Origin of the sequence: Rhizobium sp. BK316, from assembly GCF_014193695.1 — a bacterium.
Classification (GTDB): Bacteria; Pseudomonadota; Alphaproteobacteria; order Rhizobiales; family Rhizobiaceae; genus Rhizobium.
The window spans coordinates 64,089-78,865 of record NZ_JACHZR010000004.1 but is presented as its reverse complement, the minus strand read 5'-3'; the positions used below and the strand labels follow the sequence as shown (position 1 = coordinate 78,865).

13 protein-coding genes are annotated in these 14,777 nt (G+C 62.3%); 6 read left to right on the top strand and 7 right to left on the bottom strand.

The features are described 5' to 3' along the window. Nucleotides 1–350: 350 nt before the first annotated feature. Nucleotides 351–2,171, top strand: a complete 1,821-nt coding sequence (locus tag FHT87_RS19170; protein WP_246699660.1) for a heavy metal translocating P-type ATPase — start codon at nucleotides 351–353, stop codon at nucleotides 2,169–2,171. A gap of 10 nt (nucleotides 2,172–2,181) precedes the next feature. Here FHT87_RS19170 and FHT87_RS19165 read toward each other — a convergent pair whose 3' ends face one another. The 3 genes from FHT87_RS19165 to FHT87_RS19155 form a co-directional block, all read right to left on the bottom strand. Beyond that, nucleotides 2,182–2,655 (bottom strand): nucleoside deaminase, encoded by a 474-nt coding sequence (locus FHT87_RS19165; RefSeq protein WP_183804250.1) that lies wholly within the window; start codon nucleotides 2,653–2,655, stop codon nucleotides 2,182–2,184. 188 nt (nucleotides 2,656–2,843) lie between these two features. Next, nucleotides 2,844–3,677, bottom strand: a complete 834-nt coding sequence (locus tag FHT87_RS19160; protein ID WP_183734682.1) for a universal stress protein — start codon at nucleotides 3,675–3,677, stop codon at nucleotides 2,844–2,846. Between the two features lie 151 nt (nucleotides 3,678–3,828). Then, nucleotides 3,829–4,248 carry a hypothetical protein gene (locus tag FHT87_RS19155; RefSeq protein WP_183804247.1) on the bottom strand — a complete coding sequence of 140 codons (420 nt, stop codon included), beginning with the start codon at nucleotides 4,246–4,248 and terminating at the stop codon, nucleotides 3,829–3,831. A gap of 301 nt (nucleotides 4,249–4,549) precedes the next feature. Here FHT87_RS19155 and FHT87_RS19150 point away from each other — a divergent pair, with 301 nt between their 5' ends. Further along, nucleotides 4,550–7,000 carry an autotransporter domain-containing protein gene (locus tag FHT87_RS19150; RefSeq protein ID WP_183804244.1) on the top strand — a complete coding sequence of 817 codons (2,451 nt, stop codon included), beginning with the start codon at nucleotides 4,550–4,552 and terminating at the stop codon, nucleotides 6,998–7,000. A gap of 33 nt (nucleotides 7,001–7,033) precedes the next feature. Then, nucleotides 7,034–7,180: a hypothetical protein gene (locus tag FHT87_RS19145; protein ID WP_183804229.1), complete on the top strand. Its 147-nt coding sequence runs from the start codon at nucleotides 7,034–7,036 to the stop codon at nucleotides 7,178–7,180. 216 nt (nucleotides 7,181–7,396) lie between these two features. Here the strand turns inward: FHT87_RS19145 and FHT87_RS19140 are convergent, their stop codons facing one another. Beyond that, nucleotides 7,397–9,391, bottom strand: a complete 1,995-nt coding sequence (locus tag FHT87_RS19140) for an ABC transporter ATP-binding protein/permease (protein ID WP_183804226.1) — start codon at nucleotides 9,389–9,391, stop codon at nucleotides 7,397–7,399. 116 nt (nucleotides 9,392–9,507) lie between these two features. Between FHT87_RS19140 and FHT87_RS19135 the strand changes: the two genes are divergently transcribed. The 3 genes from FHT87_RS19135 to FHT87_RS19120 all read left to right on the top strand — a co-directional run bounded on the left by FHT87_RS19135 (nucleotide 9,508) and on the right by FHT87_RS19120 (nucleotide 12,370). Beyond that, complete coding sequence (locus FHT87_RS19135) at nucleotides 9,508–10,287, top strand: AraC family transcriptional regulator (RefSeq protein WP_246699641.1); 780 nt, start codon at nucleotides 9,508–9,510, stop codon at nucleotides 10,285–10,287. Nucleotides 10,288–10,387: 100 nt separating this feature from the next. After that, a complete protein-coding gene (locus FHT87_RS19130) occupies nucleotides 10,388–11,809 on the top strand; it encodes a nuclear transport factor 2 family protein (protein WP_246699640.1) in 1,422 nt (473 codons plus the stop codon). 54 nt (nucleotides 11,810–11,863) lie between these two features. After that, complete coding sequence (locus tag FHT87_RS19120; RefSeq protein ID WP_246699639.1) at nucleotides 11,864–12,370, top strand: nuclear transport factor 2 family protein; 507 nt, start codon at nucleotides 11,864–11,866, stop codon at nucleotides 12,368–12,370. Nucleotides 12,371–12,480: 110 nt separating this feature from the next. On the opposite strand, the gene FHT87_RS19115 is transcribed toward FHT87_RS19120, so the two are convergent. The 3 genes from FHT87_RS19115 to FHT87_RS19105 all read right to left on the bottom strand — a co-directional run bounded on the left by FHT87_RS19115 (nucleotide 12,481) and on the right by FHT87_RS19105 (nucleotide 14,647). Continuing rightward, a complete protein-coding gene (locus FHT87_RS19115) occupies nucleotides 12,481–12,900 on the bottom strand; it encodes a GNAT family N-acetyltransferase (protein ID WP_183734676.1) in 420 nt (139 codons plus the stop codon). Nucleotides 12,901–13,004: 104 nt separating this feature from the next. After that, nucleotides 13,005–13,907 carry a sigma-70 family RNA polymerase sigma factor gene (locus FHT87_RS19110; protein WP_183804223.1) on the bottom strand — a complete coding sequence of 301 codons (903 nt, stop codon included), beginning with the start codon at nucleotides 13,905–13,907 and terminating at the stop codon, nucleotides 13,005–13,007. Continuing rightward, nucleotides 13,904–14,647, bottom strand: coding sequence for an SDR family NAD(P)-dependent oxidoreductase (locus FHT87_RS19105; protein WP_183804220.1), 744 nt, complete (start codon nucleotides 14,645–14,647; stop codon nucleotides 13,904–13,906). The genes FHT87_RS19110 and FHT87_RS19105 overlap by 4 nt, the downstream gene beginning before the upstream one ends. Between the last annotated feature and the right edge of the window lie 130 nt (nucleotides 14,648–14,777).

Sequence of the window (14,777 nt, the reverse complement as noted above, 5' to 3'; positions counted from 1 at the left end):
AGTAAAAACTGATAGACAAGTGATGGTCGTATACGTTCACCAGAAACAGGTCAGCCCGGAGGCGTGCGACCATAAGCGTTCTCGATGAGCCGAATGACGCTCATGGCTCATGGCGCATAGTCGCCATGCCTGTCGGGCAGGCGCGACTTGCGTGAGATCAAGGAGAAATCCTGTTACTGTGCCACATTCCCGGGCGCATAACGGGCGCCGGGCGACGAATTCAAGGCATCGATCCTGCGCATCCAACAGAAAACGCCCAAGCGGAAAATGGGAGGCGTGCGGCCATGAGCGTTCTGGACGAGCCGAAGGCTCAGCCCCGAATTGGCAGTTTCGGCGAATTGCGCGCATGGATGCCCGATATCGGCCTGCGGTCGACGGTCATGGCGGCGGCAGCGGTGCTGGGTCTGGTGGGCGCCTTCGTCCTCTTCCTGCTGGACTTCGGTGAGGCAAGCCGGCTGGCCCTTGCGGCAAGCACCGGTGCCGCCCTTGCCTTCCTGCTGATCGACATCGTTGCCAAGCTCAGAAACGGCGATTTCGGTCTCGACCTGATCGCCGCCCTTGCCATGGGGTCGACCCTCTGGTTCGGCGAATATCTGGCCGGAGCGATCGTCGCGCTGATGTATGCCGGCGGCCAGTTTCTGGAAGCCTATGCGCATCGGCGTGCCGACGAAGGTATGTCGGCCCTCCTGGCGCAGGTGCCGCGAACCGCACTTCGCCTGCTCGAAGACGGCCTGGAGGAAGTCCCCATTCCCGACATTGCGGTCGGCGATATCCTGATGATCCGCAGGGGCGATGTCGTCCCGGCGGACGGCACGCTGATATCGGACAATGCATCGATCGATCAATCCGTCCTGACGGGCGAAGCTTTCCCGGTTCGCCTCTCGAGCGGCGAGCGGATCGAAAGCGGCGCCACCAATGCCGGGGACGCGATCGAAATCAGGGTGGAACGCCGTGCCGAGGACAGCACCTATTCCGCCATCGTCAAACTGGTCGAGGCATCCCGGCGGTCCAAGGCGCGGATAGCGCGGCTCGCCGATCGATATGCGATCGCCTTTCTTCTCCTGACGCTCGCAATCGCAGCCGGCGCCGCCATCCTGTCCGGCGACATGGCGCGGATCGTCGCTGTTCTCGTCGTCGCAACCCCCTGCCCGCTGATCCTCGCCGTTCCCGTGGCGCTGGCGGCCGGAACCTCGAAAGCGGCAAAGGCGGGCGTGCTGGTGAAGGGCGCAGGTCCCCTGGAGATCCTGGCGGACGCCTCTGTCGCGGTCTTCGACAAGACCGGCACGCTGACGGCGGGCGATCCCGAAGTCGTATCGATCGATGCGCCCGAAGGCCCGGACAGGATCCTGCGTCTTGCAGCCTCGCTCGACCAGGCATCGTCGCATGTCGTCGGCCGGGCGATCGTCAAGGAGGCCCAGAGACGCCGGCTGGCGCTGTCACGCCCGACGGACGTATCGGAGCGACCCGGCGCCGGCATTTCCGGGTTTGTCGACGGTATCAGGGTAAGCGTTGGCGGCGACAATTACTTCACGCCGGATGGCAGGCCCTCGCGCCCCACAGAGGGGAAAGGCAGAATGCAGGCAAAGGTCTTCATCGATGGCCGGCTTGCCGGTGAAATCGGCTTCGAGGATCGGTTGCGCGGCGATGCCGTCGACCTCGTGGCCAAGCTTCGCAAACTGGGTTTCGGCCGGATCGTGCTTGCGAGCGGCGATGAGCGCAGCGTCGCGGCCGCCATTGCCGGCTCCCTGTCGCTGGATGCCGTCGAGGCGCGGCTCTCTCCCGTCGAGAAGGTCGAGGTCATCGCCAGGGAACGCCTGGCCGGTAAACGCATGGGAGGAAAGGTTCTGATGGTCGGCGACGGCGTCAACGATGCTCCCGCACTCGCAGCCGCCGATGTCGGCATTGCCGTCGGCGCCACCAATCTTGCGGCAGCAGCCGAAGCCGCCGACATCGTCCTGATCCGCAACGATCTGAACAGGATCGCTTCGGCCATCGACATAGCAAGACGCTCCCGCGCCATCGCCGTCCAGAGCATCTTCGCCGGCATCGGCCTGTCGCTCGTCGCCATGATCTTCGCCGGCGCCGGCTTCCTGCCGCCGGTCACGGGCGCCATGCTGCAGGAAGTGATCGATGTGGCCGTGATCCTAAACGCGCTGCGGGCGCTGCGCTAGACAACGAGCCTTAGGCTTTGCCCAGATGTTTTGGCCAGAATTCCTGATGGACTGCGGCAGCTTCCTCTTCGAGATTCGTCGGCCCGTAAACGGTGACGATGCGCGCGCCGGTCTGCAGCACCGCCCGGCTCGGCACGTCCAGCCCAATCCCGGCGATCTCTCCAAGCCGCACCTCCGAGCACGCAAACACCATGCGCCCGATGCCCGACCAGTAAATCGCCCCGGAGCACATCGCGCACGGCTCCGTGCTGGTGTAGAGCGTGCAGTCGGCAAGATATGCAGTGTCGTAGTGCTGTGCGGCCAGTTTGATCAGGTTCAGCTCGGCGTGGTTCGTCATATCGTGGCCGGTGAAGACGCTGTTTTCGGCGCGCAGGATGACTTGCCCGTCCTTCACCAGCAGCGAGCCGAACGGTTCGTCGCCGCGTTCCATCGCGGATTTCGAGAGCGCAATCGCCTCGCGTAAAAACGGCTCGTGATTTTCCATCAGAGTCTCCCCCAAGCTCACAGTTAGAGCGGACTGATCTTGCCTTGGATCGAGGGGATTTCCAAGGGCTGCAGATCAGATTCAAGATCGGCGATCCGTATCGCGGCAGGCAGAAGCAGACGACGTCGCCGTCACCTGCGTCCCATCGGGATCGTAGGTGACGGCGACGATATCTATCGGCCTCTCGCTCAGTGGACGAGGAACAGAGGCAGCTGGCAATCCTCGATCATCCTGCGGGTCACGCCGCCGAACAGGCTCTGCTGCCATCTCGGGTGGTTGTAAGCCCCCATGACGATCAGGTCCGCGCCCATATCCACCGCATGCCGGGTAATGATCTCGTCGGCGCTCTTGCCTTCGCTCGAAAGGCGATCGATCTGGACCTTGACGCCATGGCGGGCAAGGAAGGCTGCGATATCGGCGCCCGGCTCCTCGCCGTTCGCGCCCATGCGGGCCACAGGGTCGACCATGGTCACATGAACGATTTCGGCTCCTTCCAGGAAATCGAGCGACTGGCGGGCGGCTCGCGCTGCCTCGTTGCTGGAATCCCATGCCAGCACCACGGCTCTTGGCGAGGTGGTGATTGCATGTCGGCCGCGGTTGATCAGGATCGGCGTCGGCGCCTGGAAAAGCGCGCCATCGAAGATCCGCTTCCTGAGGTCGGCATCCCCAGCCGCATCGGCCCCCAGGAGCACGATGTCGGCATAAAGCGCACGCTGGGCGATATCCTGGTCGGCCCATGCAAATTCCGTATAGAGATCCTGGACCTCGAACGAGAGGTCGCTGGTTGAAAGCGTCTCCTTGATTTTCGCGACCGTCGAGGCGAGCTTGTCGATCTGCCGCTGCCTCTCATCCAGCCAGGCGGTCGAGATCGCATTATATTCCCCGAACGACGGGGCCGCCCCGATGGAAACGGCAAGCGCGGTCAGATGTGCCCCATAGGTGGCGCAAAAGCTCGTCGCACTTTTCAGATCCTGCTCGTATTTGTTGCCTTTGAGGATGCTCAGAACTGTCGTAATGGCCATGATGGCTGCCTCCGTGAATGGATATCACAAAGCTAACAATCCGGCCCGGTGCGGTCTTTGACATTAGTCAACAACGATCCGCCGCCAAAGGCCGAGGCCTGCGGCTCCGACCAAAAGCGACGGATCGGAAAAGCGGCGCTATGTCAGCCTCTTACTGGCAGTTCGGGCGCACCTGTGCGGACGAATCCGCTCCAGGAAGTCCCGCCGACGCGCCGGTACCCGTCATGCCGTTGCAGTCAGGCGTTCCCCTGCCCATCCCATTGCCGGTGCCGGACGGGCCGCGCACCGCCGGATTCGTCATATCGGGATTGGGCACGGTGCTGTTGGTATTGGTGTTGTCGATGCCGTTTGCGTTCGGCAACAACGTATTTCCGGTGCCGGCGCCTGTGCCTGTCCCGATACCGCCGGAGGAACCGGAGCCGATCAGACCGCCTCCGGAGGCGCCACCCACGCCACCTGTACTGCCGCCTACCCCGCCTGCACCACCGCCAACGCCTGACGACTGCGCCATCGCAGAGGTGGCGAGGCCGATGGAAAGGATGATGGATACCGTGATGAGCTTCTGAAGCATGAAAACCTCCATGGTGCTTCATTGGTCATCAGGCACAACTTGGGGCTCGGCGCGAGGTTCCGCTCATCACGAATAAGTTTTCACCTCTCGTTACGGGGTCCTGATATCAGCAAGACATTTCCTTGGACGCCCTTTGCGTGTAGAGATCTTTCATACTATTGCGATATTTAAAACCATTGCGAGTTTTTTCATGGCATTCCCCCTGCCCCGCCGCCCAGCCTCCTCCGTTCGACAGCTGTCCGGAATGCCGGAAAACGGTGGGAATAGCCGACATGATCGGACGTTTCCCGGCAGGGCCTTCATGCGGCAGCTCGTGTTCGGCCCGCTTTCCCTGATTCTCCTTACGATGATTGTGCTGCTTGGCGCGGCAACGTCTTCCGCCCAATCCGCCCCTGTCGTTACCTCCGTTTCAGCCCCTGCGAATGGATATTACGGGAACGGAGACAGTCTGACCTTTGCCGTGCAATTCAGCGAGAGCGTAATCGTCAGCGGCACGCCATATGTTTCAGTGATCGTCGGCAGCCAGTCGCGGCAGGCAAGCTATCTTTCAGGAAGCGGAACGAGTTCGCTTCTGTTCCGATACGCGCTCCAATCCGGAGACATGGATATGGACGGCGTGACGCTCGGCGCCGCGATGAGCCTGAACGGCGGCACCATCGAGAACGCCGGAGGTGAAGCGACCGACACCACTCTCAACAATGTCGCTTCGACTGCCGGCGTCTTCGTCAATACGCAGAGCCCAACTGTCGTGACCGCCGTCGTCGGCAATCCACCGTCCAACGCCACGCAGGTGACGTTCCAGATCGCATTTTCCGAGGCGGTGACAGGCATGTCGGTGGGGGACATGGTCTTGACCACGACAGGAACCGCCAGCGCCACGCTGGCCAACCTTCAAACCTCTGACAACATCACTTATACGGTTCTTGCCCAGAACATTTCGGGCTTGGGCACCCTGCGTCTCGATATCCCGGCAAATTCCGTTCAGAACATCGCAGGCAACGGCAACCTGGCAGGGACCGGAGCGCCCTGGACTGCCGGCGCCTCGTCCAATGCCGATCTGTCGCAGTTGCAGCCCAGCCAGGGCAACCTCAGCCCGGTCTTCAATGCGAATACGCTGACCTATTCGATCTCGGTGGCCAACAATGTCACCGCGATCGCGCTCACACCTGTTGTCTCCGAGCCGAACGCGACGGTCACGGTCAATGGTTCTCCGGTCACCTCCGGCAGCGCCAGCAGTTCCGTCAGCCTTGCAGTGGGCGCCACGACGATCCCCGTCGTCGTCACCGCGCAGGACGCAACGGTGAAGACCTACAATGTCACCGTGACGCGTGCCGCCTCGGCTGGGCCGACAGCCACGTCCCGCACCATCAACGTGATGGCGGGCACGACTGTCGCAGTCGACCTGACGGCAGGCGCGACCGGGGCGCCTTTCACCGCAGCCGCGCTCACCGCCCTGCCGAGCCCGGAAGCGGGAAGCGTCTCTCTCGACGCAGCGCAGATGCGGCTTACCTTTTCGGCGAGCCCTTCATTCGCAGGCGCGGCTGCGGTCGGCTATACGCTGTCGAATGCGTCAGGCACATCGGCCCCGGCAACGATCACATTTGCCGTTGCTGGCCGTCCCGATCCGACTGACGATCCTGATGTGGTCGGCCTCCTCGATGCGCAGGCGGATGCCGCCAGGCACTTTGCCCAATATCAGACGCGCAACTTCAACAGTCGTCTGGAGCAATTGCATGATGAGGGCGAGCGCCGGCGCCGGTCGCTCGATATCCGCCTCGGGCTTCGCCGCTCCGACAATGGCAATGGTGGGGTTGTCAATGCCGAGCGCCAGTACGGCTGGCCGGGCGGCAGCGCCCCCGACCTCACCGGCCCTTCGGTATCCGGCAGGCAAGGCTACGGCTCGACCCCGGAGATAGAAGGGCCGGATATCGGTCCGTTTGCGGTCTGGTCCGGAGGCTTCGTCGATTTCGCCGATACGGGCAACAGCGACCTGGACATCGGATCGACCACGGTCGGCGTGAGCGCAGGCGTGGATTACCGCTTCTCCGATCGTTTTGTCGGCGGCTTCGGCCTCGGATATGGCCACGACAAGAGCGATGTCGGGGATGATGGTACGGAAAGCCGTGGCGCGGCGTACAGCGCTGCGATCTACGGCTCCTTCAAGGCCGCCGAGAACCTGTTCCTCGACGGCCTGATAGGCGCAAGCCGGCTCGATTTCGATTCAAGCCGTTACGTCGCCTCATCAGGGGATCTCGCCTCGGGAGAGAGGGATGGGCGGCAGATGTTCGGCTCCCTCACCGCGGCTTACGAATTTCGGAACAGGACATGGCTTGTCTCCCCATACGGCCGGTTCGAATTGTCCAGGTCATGGCTCGACGGGTTCACCGAGAACGGCGGGGGCATCTACGGCCTGACCTATGGCGATCAGACGGTCGATACGGCCGCGGGCGTTATCGGCCTTCGCCTGAGCTATACCATGCTGATGGACTGGGGAGCGCTGACCCCAGGCGTGCGGGCGGAATATACCCATGATTTCGCGAGCTCCAGCCGGCTGCGGCTCGGATATTCCGACATCGGCACATTGCCGTACGAACTTGAAGCGGAGGAATTGGGGGATGACTATTCGTCTCTCGGGCTCTCGCTCGATGCTGCCTTGCTGAACAACTGGGCGGTCGGCGTGGAATACCGGGCGGCTGTCGGCAGCGGAAGACAGGACCACGCCGTCGGCATCAGGGTCAGGAGCGAATTCTAGGTTCGCGGTCACGTCGCGAAATCCGTCGGCTCAATGGCAGTGCGCCGGTGCGCGCATGCACCCTTCGATGTCATGGGCGCGACGATGTTCGACCGAGAGAATGTCGATCAGGTCGACGAGTTTGAAATGGTGCTCGACGCCGCCGACATCGATATGAATCTCGCCGCCGCTGATGTTTAAAGCGACGGCAACGAAGTTTCTCTCTTCGCCCTCATCCAATACCGATACGATAAACAGAGGTCCCTCCCTCTTTCGTTCATCTCTATTGATAGAGCAAATCGGTGAATGCTTTATTATTAGCATTTGATAATAATTACATTCAATACATTGCTATGCATCAATGTGTGGACGGCGGAAATGCGCCATCCGCGGTCAGCGCCGAGCGAGCGTCGGACCTCACTTATTCCGAGGGGTCAAAGCCTCGCTGGAATGCGTGCTGCCCTTCGGCCGGCTGTCCAGAAGGCGCGAAAGCACGGTCCGTTTCCTCTTGCGCGGGATGAGATCGATATCGCTCACGAGCTTTGCGCCGCCTTCGCGCCGCTCCAGCGTGATCTTGCGGCTGTGGAAGGCTTCGAGCTCGGCGCGGTGCGCGACACTGACGATGGTGACGACAGGCAGTTCCTCGATCACCATCTCCATCATCCTGTCCTGGCTCTTCTCGTCCAGCGCCGAGGTTGCCTCATCGAGCACGATGATGTCAGGATTGTGCAGCAGCAGGCGCGCGAAGGCGAGCCGCTGCTTTTCGCCGCCCGACAGGATCTGGTCCCATGGCGCCTCTTCCTCGAGCTTCTCGTTGAGATAGTCGAGTCCGACCTTCTGAAGGGCCTCCTTGATCTCATCCAGCGGCCAGCCATCGGCAGCATTGGGATAGGCGACGGCGCGGCGCAGCGTGCCCGAGGGGATATAGGGCCGTTGCGGCAGCATGAACAACCGCCTGTCGGCATGGAAATCGACGCTCCCGTGACCCCACGGCCAGAGGCCTGAAATGGCGCGCACCAGCGTGCTCTTGCCCGAACCGGATTCGCCGGCCACCAGCACCCGCTCGCCCGCTTCGATCTCCACCCGGGTTTCCTTGACCACGGCGGTGCCGTCATCGAGCGACACGGCGAGATCGTTGAGAACAAGCACTGCCTCGCCTTTCGTTTCGCCACGCTGGATGCGTCCGAGCGCATCGCTCTGTTCGGCGCGCTCCAGCCCGTCGAGCGACATCATCAGCGAGGCGACGCGCCGCGCGCAGGCGTTCCAGTCGGCAAGGCGCGGGTAGTTGTCGACCAGCCATCCGAAGGCGGTCTGGACGATGGCGAAAGCTGACGCCGCCTGCATCACCTCGCCCAGCGTCATGCTGCCTTCGAGGAATTTCGGCGCGCAGAGCAGCACCGGCACGACGGGAGCAACCAGCATCGACCCATGCGACACGAAGGTCGTGCGCATATACTGGCGGGACAGCCGCGCCCATTGGCGCAGCACATTGGTAAACGTCTTGTCGAGGTCGCTGCGCTCCTCCTCCTCGCCGCCGAGAAGCGCGATGCTCTCGCCGTTTTCGCGCACATACGTGAGCGTATAGCGAAACTCGGCTTCCACCTGGTTCTTGACCTCGGAGACCTTGACGAAGTGCCGGCCGATGACGGCAATCGTGGTCGAGGTGATCGCAGCGTAGAGCACGGCTGTCACGACGAGAAAGCCGGGAATGGTGATGGTCGTTCCACCGATCGGCAATGTCAGGGCGCCGCCGATCGTCCAGAGAACCACGATGAAGGTCGAGGCCGAGAGAAAGGCCGAGATGACGCCGGCGATGAAATCGACAGGCGATTCCGTCGCGATCCGCAGATCTTCTGAAATACGCGCCTCGGGGTTCTTGTGATCGCCGCCGATGAGGTTCAGCTGATAGTAACGGCCGTTGGCAAGCCAGCGGGCAATCAGCGCGGTCGTCAGCCAGCGACGCCAGTGCCGCTGGATCATCATGCGGACATAGACCTGCGACGTCACGAGAACGACACTGCCGGCCACGAGCGGCAGGAAGACGGCGCTCAGATAATAGACGGTGCCGGCATCGTGCCGCTCGATCGCATCGAATATGCCGCGGTTCCACCTGTTGATCCCATACTGGAAGCCGACATTCATGCAGATCATGATCAGCAGCCCGATGGAGCACGGCCAGGCGAAGCCGTCGCCGCTGCGGCCCCAGTAACCGCGCGCGCTGATCCAGAAACGCTTCAGCAAATACCTCTTGCGCGCCTGCTCCGCCTCCTCGGGCGTCAGGTCCGGATCGGGTTCGATGACGTCGGGCGGCGGCGTGACCTCACCGGTCGATGCCTTCCCCTGGTGCGTCTCCTCGGCACCATCGGGCTTGGCGCCGTCGACCGATTTCGGCTTCCGTTTTGCGTCGGTCATGCCAGCGAAAACGGATTACAAATCGAAAGGTTTCACGATGCCCCCGTGACATCAGCGAGATCCGTCATCACGCCTCTGTTTCTTGAGTTCGGCGCATTGCGCGCTACCCTTCAGGCATGGAATACGGACGACACGAACCGAAACTGACAGCTGCGCTGCATGAAATGCCGCCGGGTGGCGGCGCGTTTGCGTTGCCGCGGCTGGCTATGGGACTGTTCCAGGTGGATCAGGCCTTTCACCGCTTCAGCATCGGCTCGGACCGGCGCGAACTGATCCCATTGAGCGCCGGGCAAGGCTGGATCCTGCCGGCTGGTGCCTCCGGCTTCTGCGAATATGACGCGCCGCTCGATTTTCTCATGGTGGAGATATCGGAGGGACTTTTGCAGGATGTCGGGATCGATCGGGATCTCGTATTCCGGCCGCTTGTCGGCACCCTGGATCCGCTTCTGGTGCAGCTTGCGAAAGCCTCCGGCACCAGCGGCGAACACGCGTCGCTTTATGCCGAAACCATGCAATTGGCTTTCGCCGCGCATCTGGCCAAGGTGCTTGCACTCGTGCAGCCGGGCGGCGGCAGTATCGAGGACCGCCGCCTTCGCCGGGTCCTGGACTATATCCACGCAAACCTTGCCGATAATCTGTCGCTTGATGACATGGCGTCCGAGGCTGCCATGAGCCGCTTTCATTTCGTTCGAGCATTCACCAGGGCGCTCGGCACCTCGCCGCTGCAATATGTGATCGGCGAACGGATGAAGCTCGCAAGAGTGCTGCTGCAGACGACAAACCTCTCCATTCACGCCGTCGCTCACAGAAGCGGCTATGAGGACGTCTCGCGGTTCGGCCAGCATTTCCGCCGCCATGTCGGAACGACGCCGGCCGCTTTTCGCAGCGAGTGCTGAAGACAGCAAGAAACGCATAGTCATTGCCAAGATTCACGCCTGCGCAACAGGCTGAAAAGCGCGACCCTCCCGTCCGTCAACCAGGACAAGGAGAGACCAGATGCGTATCACAGCCCTTTCAATCATCTGTGCCGGCATGATGTCGTCCGCGGCCCTTGGCGCTGAAATCGAGATCCGCAGGGTATCTTTTGAAAACGAGGGCGCGACGCTTGCAGGCGCGCTTTACCTGCCTGCCGATCACCGTGAGGGCGAGAAGCGTGCCGGTGTCATCGTCACCGGCGCCTGGACCGCGATCAAGGAGCAGATGCCGGGCCGCTATGCCCGGGAAATGGCAGAGCGCGGGTTTATCGCACTGGCCTTTGACTATCGCGGCTGGGGCCAATCCGCAGGTGCGGTCCGCTTCAAGGAAGACCCGGCCGCCAAGACCTCCGACATCGCCGCCGCAGCAGCCTTCATGGCGAGCCTGCCGGAAGTCGATGCGAGCAGGATCAACGGCCTCGGCATCTGCGCTTCGGCCGGGTACACGACGGCCGCAGCGACCGGAAATCCGAACTTGGCATCGATTGCGCTGGTGGCGCCCTGGCTTCACAACAGGCAGTTGGTCGAGGAAATCTATGGTGGCGCCGAGGGCGTCGCAAAGCTGATCGATACGTCCCGGAAGGCCGAGGAAGCCGAGCGTCAGGGCCGCCCGCAGGTGATCACAGCCGCGAGCAGCACGGACCAGTCCGCGCTGATGTACCAGATCCCCTATTATACCGAGACCAATCGCGGACTGATCCGGGAATATGACAACCGGTTCAACCTCGCCACCTGGGAACCCTGGCTGACCTATGACGCCGTGTCGCTGGCGGCAAAGCTCGACAAGCCGGCATTGATCGTTCACTCCGAAAATGCCGCGGTCCCGGCCGGCGCACATGCATTCTTTGCCGATGTTCCCGGTAAGAAGTCGGAGATCTGGCTCGATGGCGTCAGCCAGTTCGACTTCTATGACGGGGCCAAACCGGTGAAGATCGCAGCCGATGCGGCCGCCGCGCATTTCAACGAGACGGCAAGTGAGCCTGCCTCACCTGCCATGGAAGACCATGCGGAAATCGTGGCCAGGATCACCGATATCGCCGCCGGAGCCGACCGGCATCAGTGGGACCGTGTGCGCCGCGCCTTCGCCGATGAGGTGACGCTCGACTATACCAGCCTGTGGGGCGGGAGCGCCACGAAGCAGCCGGCCGACAAGGTGATTGCCGACTGGTCCGCCTTCCTGCCGGGCTTTGACGAAACGCTTCACCTCGTCACCAACAGCGCGATCACCGCTGTGACGGGAACGACCGCGACCGCCAAGGCCGATTTCCAGGCGACTCATCGGATCGACAAGGATCTCTGGGTTCTGGCGGGGCACTACCGCTACGAACTGACCAAGGTCGACGGCGACTGGAAGATCTCGGGCCTCACCATGACCTACACGGATGAAAGGGGCGACCGCGGCATGGCCGCCCGCGCCGCAGAGCGCGCCAGGACCCGCAACTGACGCGCGTCGCAATCGCAAGCCATCACGAACCGACAGATCGAACAGGAGAGCAGCATGTTCATCAGATCCCCGCTCGCCGGCCTCGTATTGGCCGCCGCCATGTTTCAAGGAAACATCTCCATGGCCGCAAGCCCCGAAGACAACAGGAAGGTCATCACCGATTACTATGCCGCCTATCGCAGCGGCGACATGAGCAAGGTCGAAAGCTTTTTCGCCGACGACATCAAGTGGCACATTCCCGGGCATCACCCGCTGGCCGGCACGAAGCAAGGAAAGGCGGAGGTCGCCGCTCTCTTTCAGCAACTCGGCCGATCGAATTTTCGCGCCGACCTGATTGCGCTGATGGCCGATGAAAACTGGGTCATCGACATGCACCGCGGATGGTCGAACCGCGATGCCGGCCCGAATGTCGATACGGTCTGGGTTCTCGCCTTCCGCATCGAGAACGGAAAGATCGCCGAGGCTCGCAACTTCGCGTTCGACCAGGCCGCCGCCGATAGCTTTTTCTGGAGTGCCTATCCGTTGAAACCGCTGCCGGAGCGGCTTGCCCCGGGCGAGTGATTTGCCCCAGCGAAAGCATTCGGATCAGGCCGTATCTGGGCCTGATCCCGCACGAGGCCCGGATTTTGAAGAGCCGGCCTAACTGAGTGACGGCTTGCGGCCCTGGGCGGTCATTTCAAGAACTTTGCCATGAGAGGATCAGGCCGATGTGCATCGACCATTTCCCAGCCAAGCTTGTCGTAGAAGCCCACTGCATCGGGCGCTGCATGGGCTTCCAGCCTGACTATATTCTGAGCCATGGCCAGTCTCTCGACGGCGATCATCATGGCTCGGCCGAGACCTTGCCGCTGGCGATCTGCGGTAATTGCAACCATGCGAACCACGCCATTCCCGTTCCCTGTGAAATCAAGACGGACGGCACCGACAGGCCCATTTCCATCAACAAAAATCAGCGGAAGATGCTCCGGCTTTCGGTCGTCGGGATGTTGATCATCGTACCCGGACAATCCGCGCAGATCGAACAGCACATGCCGTCGAATTCGATGATACGCCTCCCATTCAGATCGGCTCGATACCCGTACCAGCTTCAAGTCAGCAGTCCTCCTCACGCGGTACCACGATTATAGGGACGGCCCCAGGGGCGCAATGAACACCTGAGGCGCTTTCGAGAGGTGACGGCACTTCCGCAATCAGCCTATGCGGCCGGCATGACATCAGCACCGTCAATGACATAGGTCGCATAGCGATGGTCGCGGATCAGGCTTATCTTTTGCCCCCGCCATTCGAGCAGCATGAAATAGGAAGGACTATCAGCGGGTTCGGTCGATACCAGCAATATTTCCCGGCCTTCCAGCCAGGCCGGTTCGAGCCTGACCGGCGGATATTCGGCATAATAGGTGAAAAATCGACCGACATCGGCGGCACCGGAGATTTCCGGCCGCCGCGCCTGACGAAGCCGAACGTCGTCGGCCAGCATGCGGCGCAAGGCGTCCCAGTCCCGGGCGTTGAAGAGCGCTGCAAAGTTCAGGACCTCGGGACTGGGCGGTGGCGCAACCTCAGACCGCATGCCGGGGACGGCGCGCAATCTCGCCCGACCGCGCGACAGATGCGCCTTGACGGCATCGATGCTCAGGTCCAGCAGCGCTGCGATATCCGCAAGCGACTCTCCCAACACATCCTTGAGGATGACAGCGCTCCGTTGCGGCACCGGCAATTCTGCAAAATGGCTAAGCGCTATCAGCACCGTGTCCTGCCGGATCAGCGCGTCCTCCGGGCCGGCGGCGCCGATATCGGCGAGATCAAAGGCAGTCTCGAGCGGCTCTGCCCGGCGCATGCTGCGCTGGCGTAGGGCATCGATGGCTCTGTTATGGACGATGCGAAAAAGCCAGGGGCGCAGCGGCGCGTCCGGCGGGATCGAGCCCGCCGTCGCAAATACCCTGGCGAACGCATCCTGAATCACATCCTCGCCGTCGATGACAGAACCCACCAGACGCGCCGCATAGCGGTGCAGTTCGGGGCGAAGCGTGTCCGCTTCGCTGGCGAGCGCTGCGAGCCGCGTTTTCTTCTCTTCGCCTTCGAGAGCCGCGTCTTCCGTCATTCGATGACCGTCACTCCCGTATCCCCACGCACGCCGTAGACCATGGCCTCGGCGAGATCAGTCCTGCCGATCAGCTCGGCGACCATATCGCCAAAAGCCCGCGGCGTCATGTCCGGCCAGGTGGCGGCCTGTTCGGCAAATGTCCGGCCCGCCGCCGCGGCATAGGCCGTAATGCCGGTATCGCCCACACCGGTTCCGGCAAACATCTGCCGGGGGACGATGACCCGGAAGCGCAGACCCAGGCCGAGTTGCGCCGACAGGCCCTCGGCATATTTTGCAATGAACCACTGTGCACGCTTGGCGCCCGCATAACCGCCCGACAGCGGCGACCCCTGCACGGCGGCTCCGCTGGAGACCAGCACGACAAGCCCGCCGGGCGCCATCGGTAAGGTCAGAGCCGCCTGTACCCAGTGCAGCGCGGCCTTGACGTCCACATTCCAGTTGGCAGTGAAGGCCCCCCAGCCGATCCGGTCGATCCGTTCCATGGGCGGTTGCGCACCGGCATTCATGATGACGACATCAGGGCGCGTCTGCTCCATGATCCGCCACGCCGCATCAGCATCGGTTGCATCAGCCGATATGGCGGTGACGGCCGGTTGCTCGCCTGGCCCCTGCACGGCATCAGCGTTTCGGGCGACCACGATAACGTCGGCCGCGCGGGCAACGAATGCTTCGGCGAGCCCCCTCCCCAAGCCGCGGCTCCCGCCGACAACAACAATTTGCTTTCCTTCCAGATCCATCTCTCGGTCCTCATTCGGGTCGGGTCCGACCGCTCGACGACGGTCGCAACAACGACGTTCCAAGGAGGTGAAAAGAGTCATCGCCATCTGTGATTTGTGGACTTCGGCGTCAAAAGCTCCGACTCGACCG

What these genes read in the sequence shown, in the direction of transcription:
- FHT87_RS19120 (WP_246699639.1), top strand. Translation starts at nt 11,864, where the DNA reads ATGTTCATCAGATCCCCGCTCGCCGGCCTCGTATTGGCCGCCGCCATG.
- FHT87_RS19105 (WP_183804220.1), bottom strand. Translation starts at nt 14,647, where the DNA reads ATGGATCTGGAAGGAAAGCAAATTGTTGTTGTCGGCGGGAGCCGCGGC.
- FHT87_RS19160 (WP_183734682.1), bottom strand. Translation starts at nt 3,677, where the DNA reads ATGGCCATTACGACAGTTCTGAGCATCCTCAAAGGCAACAAATACGAG.
- FHT87_RS19145 (WP_183804229.1), top strand. Translation starts at nt 7,034, where the DNA reads ATGGCAGTGCGCCGGTGCGCGCATGCACCCTTCGATGTCATGGGCGCG.
- FHT87_RS19165 (WP_183804250.1), bottom strand. Translation starts at nt 2,655, where the DNA reads ATGGAAAATCACGAGCCGTTTTTACGCGAGGCGATTGCGCTCTCGAAA.
- FHT87_RS19140 (WP_183804226.1), bottom strand. Translation starts at nt 9,391, where the DNA reads ATGACCGACGCAAAACGGAAGCCGAAATCGGTCGACGGCGCCAAGCCC.
- FHT87_RS19150 (WP_183804244.1), top strand. Translation starts at nt 4,550, where the DNA reads ATGCGGCAGCTCGTGTTCGGCCCGCTTTCCCTGATTCTCCTTACGATG.
- FHT87_RS19155 (WP_183804247.1), bottom strand. Translation starts at nt 4,248, where the DNA reads ATGCTTCAGAAGCTCATCACGGTATCCATCATCCTTTCCATCGGCCTC.
- FHT87_RS19170 (WP_246699660.1), top strand. Translation starts at nt 351, where the DNA reads ATGCCCGATATCGGCCTGCGGTCGACGGTCATGGCGGCGGCAGCGGTG.
- FHT87_RS19135 (WP_246699641.1), top strand. Translation starts at nt 9,508, where the DNA reads ATGGAATACGGACGACACGAACCGAAACTGACAGCTGCGCTGCATGAA.
- FHT87_RS19110 (WP_183804223.1), bottom strand. Translation starts at nt 13,907, where the DNA reads ATGACGGAAGACGCGGCTCTCGAAGGCGAAGAGAAGAAAACGCGGCTC.
- FHT87_RS19130 (WP_246699640.1), top strand. Translation starts at nt 10,388, where the DNA reads ATGCGTATCACAGCCCTTTCAATCATCTGTGCCGGCATGATGTCGTCC.